10 protein-coding genes are annotated in these 10,291 nt (G+C 76.4%); 7 read left to right on the top strand and 3 right to left on the bottom strand.

The window, feature by feature from the left end:
• The coding region (locus tag MHY85_RS18335) for a helix-turn-helix domain-containing protein (RefSeq protein ID WP_239199188.1) at positions 1-334 on the bottom strand (334 nt) is incomplete at its 3' end.
• 167 nt (positions 335-501) lie between these two features.
• On the opposite strand from MHY85_RS18335, the gene MHY85_RS18330 reads away from it, so the two are divergent.
• The 3 genes from MHY85_RS18330 (at position 502) to MHY85_RS18320 (ending at position 3,540) form a co-directional block, all read left to right on the top strand.
• Positions 502-1,398: an LLM class F420-dependent oxidoreductase gene (locus tag MHY85_RS18330; protein ID WP_239199185.1), complete on the top strand. Its 897-nt coding sequence runs from the start codon at positions 502-504 to the stop codon at positions 1,396-1,398.
• 66 nt (positions 1,399-1,464) lie between these two features.
• Entirely contained in the window at positions 1,465-1,845 is a 381-nt protein-coding gene (locus MHY85_RS18325; RefSeq protein WP_239199182.1) for a VOC family protein, read from the top strand.
• A 57-nt stretch (positions 1,846-1,902) separates the two neighbouring features.
• Entirely contained in the window at positions 1,903-3,540 is a 1,638-nt protein-coding gene (locus tag MHY85_RS18320; protein WP_239199179.1) for a SpoIIE family protein phosphatase, read from the top strand.
• 28 nt (positions 3,541-3,568) lie between these two features.
• Here the strand turns inward: MHY85_RS18320 and MHY85_RS18315 are convergent, their stop codons facing one another.
• Positions 3,569-5,197, bottom strand: coding sequence for an endo-1,4-beta-xylanase (locus MHY85_RS18315; RefSeq protein ID WP_239199176.1), 1,629 nt, complete (start codon positions 5,195-5,197; stop codon positions 3,569-3,571).
• Between the two features lie 175 nt (positions 5,198-5,372).
• Between MHY85_RS18315 and MHY85_RS18310 the strand changes: the two genes are divergently transcribed.
• The 3 genes from MHY85_RS18310 to MHY85_RS18300 all read left to right on the top strand — a co-directional run bounded on the left by MHY85_RS18310 (position 5,373) and on the right by MHY85_RS18300 (position 7,999).
• Positions 5,373-6,170 carry an endonuclease/exonuclease/phosphatase family protein gene (locus MHY85_RS18310; protein WP_239199191.1) on the top strand — a complete coding sequence of 266 codons (798 nt, stop codon included), beginning with the start codon at positions 5,373-5,375 and terminating at the stop codon, positions 6,168-6,170.
• Positions 6,171-6,364: 194 nt separating this feature from the next.
• A complete protein-coding gene (locus MHY85_RS21955; RefSeq protein WP_239199173.1) occupies positions 6,365-6,955 on the top strand; it encodes a M15 family metallopeptidase in 591 nt (196 codons plus the stop codon).
• A gap of 114 nt (positions 6,956-7,069) precedes the next feature.
• A complete protein-coding gene (locus MHY85_RS18300; RefSeq protein ID WP_239199170.1) occupies positions 7,070-7,999 on the top strand; it encodes a universal stress protein in 930 nt (309 codons plus the stop codon).
• A gap of 18 nt (positions 8,000-8,017) precedes the next feature.
• Here MHY85_RS18300 and MHY85_RS18295 read toward each other — a convergent pair whose 3' ends face one another.
• Positions 8,018-9,052 carry a LacI family DNA-binding transcriptional regulator gene (locus tag MHY85_RS18295; protein ID WP_239199167.1) on the bottom strand — a complete coding sequence of 345 codons (1,035 nt, stop codon included), beginning with the start codon at positions 9,050-9,052 and terminating at the stop codon, positions 8,018-8,020.
• Between the two features lie 259 nt (positions 9,053-9,311).
• Here MHY85_RS18295 and MHY85_RS18290 point away from each other — a divergent pair, with 259 nt between their 5' ends.
• Entirely contained in the window at positions 9,312-10,241 is a 930-nt protein-coding gene (locus tag MHY85_RS18290) for a carbohydrate ABC transporter permease (RefSeq protein ID WP_239199164.1), read from the top strand.
• Positions 10,242-10,291 lie beyond the last annotated feature (50 nt).

Genomic DNA, 10,291 nt, shown 5'->3' with positions numbered 1-10,291 from the left:
GGCGGGCGCCCGGGGCGCCCGCCAGGTCGACGACCACCCGGCCCTCGGCGCGGGCCAGCACGGCGTGCGCGTCGCCGACCAGGTCCACCAGCCGCAGCCCGAGCGCCCGGCACACGGCGCCCAGCACCTCGGAGGACGCCTCCTTGCGCCCGCGCTCGACCTCGGACAGGTAGGGCACGGACACCCGGGCCGCCTCGGCGACGTCGCGCAGGGTGCGGCCCTGGCGCTCGCGGTGCCGGCGGAGCACGGCCCCGACGAGCACGCGCAGCGGCGGCTCGGGTCGCGCCGCCTCGGGGCGGGGCGTGGCGGGCGGGGCGTCGGCGACGTGCGGCATGGCGGACCTCCTCGGGTCCCGCCACGCTAGCGCCGCGCACCCCGTCGCGGCCGGGCGCGCCGTTCTGCCCTCAGCAGACGAGCCCCTTGACTTCGAGCGCGCTGCAAGCGGCATCGTCCGGGGGACGGGCGCCCCTCCGCGCCCGGACCGACCCCGAAGGAGCCACCATGCGCCTGGGCGCCCACCTCATGCGGTTCGACGCGGTCGAGCCCGCCCGGCTCGGCCGCGAGCTCGCCGACACCGCCGAGGCGGCGGAGGACGCGGGCCTGTCCTGGCTGTCGGTGATGGACCACTTCTTCCAGATGGAGCCCGCGGGCTTCCCCGCGAGCGACCCGATGCTGGAGGCGTACACGACCCTCGGGATGCTGGCCGGGCGGACGGAGACGGTGCAGCTCGGCGCCCTCGTCACCGGGGTGACGTACCGGCACCCCGGGCTGCTGGCGAAGATCGTCGCGACCCTGGACGTGCTGTCCCGGGGCCGCGCCACGCTCGGCATCGGCGCGGCCTGGTACGAGAAGGAGCACGTCGCCCTGGGCGTGCCGTACCCGCCGCTGAAGGAGCGGTTCGAGCGGCTCGAGGAGACGCTGCGGATCTGCCGGCAGATGTGGGACCCCGAGGACGACGGCCCGTTCGAGGGCGCGCACTACCGGCTCGCCGAGACGCTGTGCCGGCCGCTCCCGCTGAGCCGCCCGGGACGCGGGCCCGAGATCCTGGTCGGCGGGTCGGGGGAGCGCAAGACGCTCCGGCTCGTCGCGCAGTACGGCGACGCGTGCAACCTGTTCGAGACCGGCCCGGAGGAGATCGGGCGCAAGCTCGACGTGCTGCGCGGGCACTGCGACGACGTCGGGCGGGACTACGCGGACATCCGGGTGACGCTGCTGATGGGCGGCGACCAGCTGCTCTCCGGGGACGTCGACGGCTTCGTCGCGGCGGCGCGGCCGTACGCCGACCTGGGCGTCGAGACCGTCATCCTGCGCCCGCCGGCCGAGGTGCCGCTGGCGACCTGGGTCCGGGACCACGTGGCGCCGGCGGTGGCGCGCGTGGCGGAGCTCGGCGCGCGCTGAGCCCGCGCCGCACGCGGCGAACGCCCCGAGGTGCGGCGGGGTCGCCCCCGACCCCACGATGGACGCATGCAGGGGCGGGCCGACGGGGGCTGGTGGGGCGTGGTGCTCGACGCGCCGGAGCCCAGCGCGCTGGCGGCGTTCTACGCCGAGGTGCTGGGCTGGCAGGTCGTCGGCGACGACCCGGACCACGCCGTCGTCGCGGCGCCGTCCGGCGTGGCCTACCTGGCCGTGCAGCGCAGCCCCGAGCACGAGCCGCCGACCTGGCCGGCGGAGCCGGGCCGCCAGCAGCGCCAGGTGCACCTGGACGTCGAGGTGCTGGACCTGGACGAGGCGGTCGCGGGTGCGCTGCGGCTCGGGGCCCGGCTCGCGGCGCACCAGCCGCAGCCCTCGCGGCGGGTGCTGCTGGACCCGGCGGGTCACCCGTTCTGCCTCTACCGGGACGGCTGACCGCTAGGCGGCCCGGTCGCCCGGCGCGCAGGGACCGCGGCGCGTACTGTCACCCCCGTGCGATCCCCCTGGTTCCTCCGCGTCACCGCCGGCAGCGCCACCGGCGCGCTCGCGCGCGAGGTGGACTGGGCGGCCACGCCGCTGGGGGTGCCGAGCACCTGGCCGACCGCGCTGCGGCTCACCGTCGAGATGTGCTTCAGCACCCGGTTCCCGGTGCTGGTCACCTGGGGGCCCGAGCTCACGATGATCTACAACGACGGCTACCGGGAGATGCTCGGCTCCGAGAAGCACCCGGGGGCGATGGGCTCGCCGCTCGCCGAGGTGTGGAAGGAGGTCTGGGACGACCTGCTGCCGTCGGTCGAGGCGGTGATGGTGCGCGGCGAGCCGACCTGGGAGGTCGACCGGCACCTGGTGACGAACCGCTCGGGCTACGACGAGGACGTCTACTTCACGTTCTCCTACTCGCCCATCCGCGACTCCTCGGACCAGGTCGGCGGTCTGCTGGACATCGTGACGGAGACCACCGAGCGGGTCGTGGAGCAGCGGCGGATGCGGCTGCTCGGCGACCTCTCCGCCGCGCTCTCCACCGTCCGCGACGACCTGGACGCGCTCGCCTCCGCGACGCTCGCGCTGCTCGGGAGGGCGGAGGACGTGCTGGCCGCCGCGCTGTACGTCCGGGACCGCGACGGCGCGCTGGTCCTGCGGGGCAGCGCCGGCGCGTCGCGCGGCGCGGAGGTGCCGGACGAGGTGGTCGAGCGGGTCGCCCGCACGGGCGAGGCCGAGGACCGGGGTCGCACGGTGGTGGTCCCGCTCGCCGGTGCGTCCGGCGGGACGCCCGTCGGCGTCATGGTGCTGACCGGCGCGGGCCGGCGGCCCTGGGACGACGCCTACCGGTCGTACCTGCTCCTGGTCGCGAGCATCGTCGGCTCGGCCGTCGGCCGCACCGTCCGCCACCAGACCGAGGTCGAGCACCTGCGCGAGGTCAGCGACACCCTGCAGGCCGCGATCCTGCCCGAGGGGTCCAGCCTGGTCGGCGTCGTGGCCCGCTACCGGCCCGCGGCGGGCGACCTGGCCGTCGGCGGCGACTGGTACGACGTGGTGGAGCTGGGTCCCGGCCGCCGGGCGCTCGTCGTGGGCGACTGCGTCGGCCACGGGCTGGACGCCGCCGCCCGGATGGGCCAGCTCCGCGCCGCCACCCGCGCGCTGCTGCTGGAGGACCGCAGCCCGGCCGACGTGCTCGACGGCCTGGACCGGTTCGCGCGCACCCTGCCCGGCGCGGAGTGCACCACGGTGTTCTGCGCCGTCGTCGACGAGGTCGAGCACACCGTGGTGCACTCGTCGGCCGGCCACCTGCCGCCCGTGCTGCGCCGCGCCGCCGGCGGGGCCGAGCTGCTGGTCGGCGGCCGGGGCGCCGCGCTCGGGATCTCCGCGGACTCGCGGCCCGAGGCCGTCGAGCGGCTGAGCGACGGCGACCTGCTCGTGGTGTGCACGGACGGGCTGATCGAACGCCGGCAGGAGTCGCTGCGGGTCGGGCTGGACCGGCTGGTCGCGGAGGTGGCGGCCCAGCCGGCCGGCGCTCCCACCGCCTCGGTCGCGGACGGCCTGCTGCTCTCGCTCACGCCGCGCGGCGGCCAGGACGACGTGGCGCTGGTCGTCTACCGGGCGGGCGCGGTCGCCGACGACGACGGCCGCTGACGCCGCGCGGGCGCCCCGGGTGGCCGGGTCATCCGGCGCCCGCGCCCAGCCCCTCGAGGAACCCCTCGTACGCCGGCTTCGCCTGCAGGTCGTCGTCGAACAGCAGCGGCGCCTCGTACGGCCGCTCCTGCGGCCAGGCCCGCAGCCACGACCGGGTGTCGTACAGGCCCCAGACGCCGATGAACGCCAGGTCCCGCTGCGCGAACGCGGCGGCGAGGTCCCGCACCTGCCCGCGCTGCGTCTCCAGCCGGTCCGCCGGCGTCCGGTCCAGCTGCTCGTCCCGGCCCGAGATGGCGACGTCCAGCTCGGTGACGGCCTGCCGCAGCCCGAGGCCCGCGACGGCGTCGAGCGTGGTGGCGACCCGGTCCACGTCGGTGTCCAGGTCGACGTGCATCTGGTGCCCGACGGCGTCGACCGGGGCGCCCGCCGCCTGCAGGTCCAGCACGAGCCGCACCAGGCCGCGGCGGCGGTCGGGGGCGTCGGTGTCGTAGTCGTTGAGGTAGAGGGTGACGTCCGGGCCCAGCTCCTCGCGGGCGATCCGGAACGCCTCCGCGACGTAGCCCGGGCCCAGCACCTCGTACCACCGGCTGTGCCGCAGGCCGTCGGGCTGCTCCGGGTCGAGGGCCTCGTTCACGACGTCCCAGGACGTGACGGGGCTCGCGTCCCCGTACCGCTCGGCCAGGTGGTCGGCGATCGCCCGGGTGTGGCTCCGCAGGCGGTCGAGCAGCAGCGCGCGGTCCGCGGCGCTGTCCGTGAGCGGGCGCCCGTCGGCGGCCTCGAAGAACCACTCGGGTGTGGACCGGTGCCAGACGAGGGTGTGGCCGTGCACGGTCAGCCCGTGGGCGGCGGCGAAGTCGAGCACCTCGTCCATGGGACCGAAGTCGAACTCGCCCTCGGTCGGCTGCACGGTCACCGGCTTCATGGCGTTCTCGGGCGTGATCTGGTCGAAGTGCCGCAGCAGCAGCTCGGCCGGGCGGCCGGTGAGGTCCTGAGGGCCGACCGCGACGCCGAGCGGCACCTCGGTGGCGTCCTTGAGCGCGGTCACGTCGGTCTGCACCTCAGGGGTCGGGCGCTGGACCGTGACGTCGTCCAGCCTCAGGTCGGCGGTCGACTCGGTGGTCTCGACGTAGAGCCGCCACTCGCCGTCGCCCTCCGGCACCTGCGCGGTGCCGACCAGCTCGACCCAGTCGCCTGCCGTCGCCGCCCCGCGCGCCACGTGCAGGTACAGGGGGTCGTCGCTGCCGGGGTCGCGCTCCAGGGTGAGCTGGACGTCCGCGTCGCCCGCGCCCTCGCCGAGCCGCACCCAGGCCGAGACGGTGTGCACCTGGCCGCGGGCCACGGAACCCGACAGGTCGACCGCGGCGCCGTGCCAGGCCTCGGACCGGCCGGACACGAGCAGGCTGCCCGCGCCGTCGTGCGTCGTGCCCTGCGCGTCGGAGACCTGGACGCCCTCGCCGAGCGGGGTCCAGCCCTCGTCGCCCTCGTCGAAGGTGCTGGAGAGCACGGTCGTCATGGCCTCGGCGGGCGGGGTGCTCGCGGCGGCGGTCGGCGTCGGGCCCTGGTTCTCGTCGCCGCCGGGGGTCGCCAGCACCACCGCGAGCAGCACGAGCACGAGGACGACGGCGCCGGTGCCGATCAGCAGGGCGGGTCGGCGCACGCGGGTGCCTCTCGTCCGGGGGTCGGGGAGGCACCACGGTAGGCACGCCCGAGCCCGGGAGGCCAGCCGCGCAGGTCGGGCGGGGGAGCCTGGCCACCCGCGTCGCGCCGATCGGGCCTCGGGCGCGCGGCGGGCGGTGGGGGGTCCGGGTCCGTACGCTGGCGGCGTGCGGGCCATGACGTGGAACGTGTGGTGGCGCTTCGGGGGCGCGTGGCGGGCGCGGGAGCCCGCGCTGCTCGGCGTGCTCGCGGACGCCCGGCCCGACGTGCTCGCGCTCGTCGAGACCTGGCGGGACGCGGGCGGCACGCAGGCGGACCTCGTCGCGGACCACCTCCGGCTGCCGTCGGCGGTGTTCGTCCCGACCGGGCTGCCGCCGGTGCCGGACGCGACCGACCCGGACCTGGCCGGCGTCGAGATGGGCATCGCCCTGGTGTCCCGCTGGCCGCCGGTCGCCACCCGCACCGTCCCGCTCCCGGCGCACCAGCGCCCCGGGCCGCCGGCGCACGCCCTGCACGCCACCCTCGACCACCCGGCGGGGCCGCTGCACGTCATCGTGGCGACGCTCGAGTGGGAGCCGCGGTACGCCGAGGACCGGATGGCGCAGGCCTGGGCGCTCGCCGACCTGGCGGCCGACGCGGCCCTCGACGGCGACCTGCCGGTCCTCGTCCTGGGCGATCTCAACGCCCGGCCGGACGGGCCGCAGCTGGCGGCGCTGACCCGGCAGCTCGCGGACCTGTGGCCGCTGGGCGGCGGCGACCCGGACGCGGTGACGCTGAGCTCGCTCGTGCCCGAGGCGCCGCTGGAGGCCGCCGAGCTGATCGACCAGCGCATCGACCACGTGCTCGCCCGCCCGGGCCGGGCCGGCGGGACCCTGCGGGCGGACGGTGCCCGGCTGGCCGGGACGGAGCCGGTGGACGGGCGGTACCCGTCGGACCACTTCGCGGTGGTGGTGGACGTGGAGCTGACCTCGTGACGTCCCGGCCGCGGGCGCGGGGGAGGGCCGCGCCGGCGGTCGCGGTCCTGCTCGCGGCGGCCGCCGCGTGCACACCGGGTGCGGACCCGGCACCGTCGCCGGGCCGGAGCCCGGCGGGGACGGCGGCGCCCGCTGCCGCCTCCGCGGCCGCCCCCGTGCGCGCCCCCGACGCCCCCTGGACCGACCACGGCGCCGTGGCCCCCGAGGCCACCGCGCCCGGCTACGCCGGCACCGTCGGCCCGATCACCCCGGAGCTCGCCGCCCGGATGTCCTCCTCCTGGCGCGCCGGCTGCCCGGTACCGCTGACCGACCTGCGCTACGTGACGGTGACCTACCGGGACGTCGACGGGGGCGCCGCGACCGGTGAGCTCGTGGTGCACGCCGACGTCGCCGACAGCGTCGTCGCCGTGTTCGGCGAGCTGTTCGCGCTCGGCTACCCGATCCGCTCGATGCGGCTGGTGGACGACTTCGGCGGCAGCGACGACGCGTCGATGGCCGCCGACAACACCTCGGCCTTCAACTGCCGGCCGATCAGCCGGGGCACCGGCTGGTCCGAGCACGCGTACGGCCGGGCGATCGACCTGAACCCGGTGGAGAACCCGTACGTGCGCGGGTCGCTGGTCCTGCCGCCGGAGGGCGTGCCGTTCGCGGACCGGCCCGACGCGCCGGGGGTGCTGCACGCGGGCGACCCTGTGGTGCGTGCGTTCGCCGCGCACGGCTGGCGGTGGGGCGGGGACTGGGCGTCGCCCGTCGACTACCAGCACTTCTCCACCACCGGCCGGTGACCGCCCTCGGCCTGCCCGGGCGGGAGGTCGTGCGCGAGGGACCTCGGGCCTGGCGCGGGCGGTGCGGCGAGGCGCATGGTGGGGGTGTCCCGTTCGTGGACGGAGGTGCGGGAGATGGACGACAGGGTGGTCGTCGGCTACGACACGTCGGCCGAGTCGGTCGCGGCGGTCCGGTGGGCCGCGACGCAGGCCGTGACCCGCGGCTGGGCGCTGGACGTGGTGCACGTCTGGGGCTTCGCGGGCCAGGAGGGCGGCGGCGCCGGCGAGTCCTGGCTCGGCCGCGAGGTCCAGGCGCAGGTGCGTCAGGTCGCGGAGGAGGGCGCGCAGATCGCCGCCGAGGCCGCGCCGGGCGTCGACGTCCGCGCGGAGGTCCGGCACGGGCCGCCGGCGCGCGTGCTGGTGGACGAGGCCGCGCAGGCGCGGATGGTCGTGGTGGGCCGCCGGGGCGCTGGGGTGGTCAACGCGCTGGTCGGGTCGGCCGCGACCGGCGTGCTGCACCGGGCGCGCTGCCCGGTGGTGGTGGTGCCCGCGGCGGCGCGCGCGGGGGCGGCCCGGGACCCGGTGCTGGTGGGGTTCGACGGGTCGCCGCAGTCGTTCCGCGCGCTCGAGGCGGGCTGCGACCAGGCGACGTCCCTCGGCACCGACGTGTGCGTCGTGACGGCGTGGACGGCCGCCGTCGACACCGCCGGGCCCGCGTACTGGGCCCTGACCTACCCGCAGCGCTCGCCCGCCGAGGTGGCGCTGGAGGAGGCCGAGCGCGTGCTGGAGCGCGGCCGGTCGTGGGCGGCCTCGCGCCGGGACGTGGAGGTGACGTTCGACCTGGCCGAGGGCCGGCCCGCGCAGGCCCTGGTGCGGCGCTCGCGGCACGCGAGCCTGCTGGTGGTGGGCACCCGGGGCCGCGGCGGCCTCGCGAGCCTGGTGCTCGGGTCGACGAGCCGTCCGGTCGTGCAGCGCGCCGAGTGCCCGGTGCTGGTCACGCGCAGCGCGGAGGGGGTGCCGGAGCAGCACCCGCCGCGGCCGGAGCGCGCGACGGCGTCCGCCTGACCCGGGGCCGCCGGCGGCTCAGCCCCGCGGCGGCGCGGTGCTCGCGCGCACGACCAGCCGGGTCGGCACCACGATCCGCGAGTCGGTCAGCGTCTCGTGGTCCCGGATCTGCCGGAGCAGGAGGTCGACGAGCCGGCTGCCGATCAGGTGGAAGTCCTGCTGCACGGTGGTCAGCGGGGGCCAGAGGAACTCCGTGAGCGGGATGTCGTCGAACCCGACGACCGAGATGTCGTCCGGCACCCGCCGGCCGTGCTCGTAGAGCGCCCGCACGAGCCCGGCCGCCATCTCGTCGTTGGCGCAGAACACCGCCGTCACGTCGGGGTCGGCGGCGAGGAGGCGCCCCTGCTCGTAGCCGGACCGGGCGCTCCAGTCGCCGCGCACCACGGCGGGCACCTCGCGTGCGGAGCCCACGAGGTGCTCGCGCCAGGTGTCGACGCGGATCTCGGCGGGTGCGGAGTCCGCCGGCCCCGCCAGGTGGTGCACGGTGCGGTGGCCGAGGTCGAGCAGGTGCTGCACGGCGAGGTGCGTCCCGGTCACCTGGTCCGCGGCGACCGCGGGGTGGTGGCCGACGAACCGGGAGTCCGAGACGACGACGGGCATCCGCGGCGGCACGGCCAGGCTCGCCGGGGTGGCGGTCTCCGCGCGGATGATGATCAGGCCGTCGATCGACTGGTGCGAGAGCCGCGCGGCGGCGGCGGTCACGTCGTCCGACGACGGGCTCTGGACGTCCACGAGACTGACCGTGTACCCCTCGGCGCGGGCGGCCTCGACGACGGCCTCGACGGTGCGGGACTCGCCCGTGCGCGCGAGCCGGTGGGCGATGACGCCGATCGTGCCGAAGCTGCCGTACCGCAGGGCCCGCGCGGCGTGGTTGGGGGAGTAGCCCAGCTGCTCCATCGCGGCGAGGACCCGGTCGCGCGTCGCCGGCCGCACGTTGTCGGCGCCGGTCGACACGCGGGACACCGTCTGGGACGAGACGCCGGCCAGCTCGGCGACGTCGGCGATCGACGGGCCGGCGCGGCCGCGGCCCGGGGCCGGGACGGTGTCAGTCATGCGGTGATGATAGCCGCATGGTGACGTCAACATGCGGGGCGTCACCGCAGGTCGCGCGACGACGCCGCCGCCCGGGCAGGCGACCGGCCCGAGCAGCCGCCTGCCGTACCGATCCGCGTCGTCGCGCGGATGGTGACGTCGCCATTCCGACGGCGCCCCGTGTTGACACGGTTCCCGACCGCGTGGCAGCGTGGCGCCCGCCGCCGTGATGTTGACGTCAACATCGCGGGGCGCCCCGACCCCGAAGGAGTGGCTCGCAGTGACGACCCAGAACGTCCCGGTGCCGGCGACGGTGGCGCCCCGTGCGGCCACCCGCCGGCGCACGCGACGCGGCCGGTGGGCCGGCTGGGGCTTCGTCGGCCCGTTCATGGCCGTGTTCGCCCTGGTGTTCCTCGCCCCGATCGCGTACTCGATCTACCTCAGCCTGTTCCGCAAGCAGCTGGTGGGCGGCAACTCGTTCGTCGGGCTGGAGAACTACCAGCGGGCGTTCACGGACCCGCAGTTCTGGTCCGCGGTCGGCCGCGTCGGCGCGTTCCTGGTGGTGCAGGTGCCGATCATGCTCGGCCTGGCGCTGCTGGTGGCCCTGGCGATCGACAGCGGCCGGCTGTACGGCAAGAGCTTCTTCCGGATCTCGATCTTCCTGCCCTACGCCGTCCCCGCCGTGGTCGCCGCGCTGATGTGGGGGTTCATGTACGGGACCCGGTTCGGCCTGGTCGGCAACCTCAACGACCTGCTCGGCGTGCAGCTGCCGAACCCGCTGTCGCCGGACCTGGTGCTGGCCTCGATCGGCAACATCGTGACCTGGAGCTTCGTCGGCTACAACATGCTGATCTTCTACTCGGCGCTCCGGGTGGTCCCGGCGTCCCTGTACGAGGCCGCGGAGCTCGACGGCGCCAGCCAGTGGCAGGTCGTCCGGGCCATCAAGATCCCGGCGATCCGCGGTGCCCTGGTCATCGCGACGATCTTCTCGATCATCGGCAGCTTCCAGCTGTTCAACGAGCCGAGCATCCTGCAGAGCCTCGCGCCGAACGCGATCACCACGTCCTTCACCCCGAACCTGTACGCCTACTCGCTGTCCTTCTCGGGCCAGCAGTACAACTACTCGGCGACCGTCGCGATCATCATGGGCGTCCTCACGATGATCGTCGCCTACGTCGTCCAGCTGCGCGGCATGCGCAAGGAGGCGTGAGCCCGATGACCACCACCTCGGCCCCGGCCCCTGCGCCGGCCGCGTCCCCC

The sequence above is a fragment of the Cellulomonas sp. ACRRI genome, assembly GCF_022346185.1.
GTDB lineage: Bacteria > Actinomycetota > Actinomycetes > Actinomycetales > Cellulomonadaceae > Cellulomonas.
This window is presented reverse-complemented; position numbering and strand designations above follow the sequence as displayed.